Annotated in this window: 1 pseudogene; it reads left to right on the forward strand. The window is 66.2% G+C overall.

The window, feature by feature from the left end:
* Positions 1-125: 125 nt before the first annotated feature.
* Positions 126-926: pseudogene (locus HGK34_RS22255) on the forward strand (IS1634 family transposase); the annotation flags it as partial.
* Positions 927-1,055 lie beyond the last annotated feature (129 nt).

A 1,055-nucleotide genomic window follows, 5' to 3' on the forward strand; every position in this document is an offset into this window, starting at 1 on the left:
TCGGCCGCCAGAGCCGAGGTCGCATCCGTCCCCGAACCCGTCAGCTCCACATCTTCCATCGTCATCTCGTCCAGCACACTCCATCTCGATCAGGCCCACAGCCTTACACGAGGTATTTGACACGCCCGGTGGTCACCAACCTCCTGGCCTCGCTGGACGCGACCGACCTGGTCGTGGTCGCCGATGCGGGGATGCTCTCGGCGGCCAACCTGAATGAGCTGGAGGACGCCGGACTGAAGTTCATCGTCGGCTCGAGAATCACCAAAGCACCGTATGACCTGGCCGAACACTTCGAACGACACGGGAACTACTTCAAGGACAAACAGATCCTGGAGTCTGCGCGCGTGATGGGCACCGGGAAGAACGCGCGGAGGCGGCGGGTGGTCTACCAGTACCTGTTCGCCCGTCAGCAGCGCGACCAGCGCACCATCAACGCGCAGGTCGCCCGCGCGGAGAAGGTCGCCGCCGGGGCCAAGCCGCTGAAGAAGGACCGGTTCGTGAGGATGGACGACACCAGCCGCGGCGTGGACTGGGACCTCGTCCAGCGCGCCCGGGACCTGGCCGGTCTGAAGGGGTATGTCAGCAATATCGACGCCGACGTCATGGACGGGCAGGCCGTGATCGACTCCTACCACGACCTCTACCAGGTCGAACGTTCCTTCCGGATGGCCAAGAACGACCTCGCGACCCGGCCCGTGTTCCACCACCAGCGCGACGCGATCGAGGCCCACCTGACCATCGTGTTCACCGCGCTGGCCGTGGCCCGCTACCTCCAGACCCGCGCCGAGGTCTCGATCCGCAAGATCGTCCAGACCCTCCGGCCCCTGCGAGCCGGCCTCGTCGAGATCGCCGGCCACCAACTCACCGCCCAACCCGACCTCACACCCACAGCCCGCGAGATCCTCGACAAGCTACGGGGTGACTAACCGGCTCATGGGACATCCGGTAGGGGCGTGATGTCGAGTCCGCCGCCGGCGAGGAGCATGCGTAGGCGGTAGTTGTCGCGGTTGCGGTAGCCGCGGGCGAGGCGGCGGTGGAGCTCGATGATGCCGTTC

The sequence above is a fragment of the Myceligenerans indicum genome, from assembly GCF_016742955.1.
Lineage (GTDB): Bacteria > Actinomycetota > Actinomycetes > Actinomycetales > Cellulomonadaceae > Myceligenerans > Myceligenerans indicum.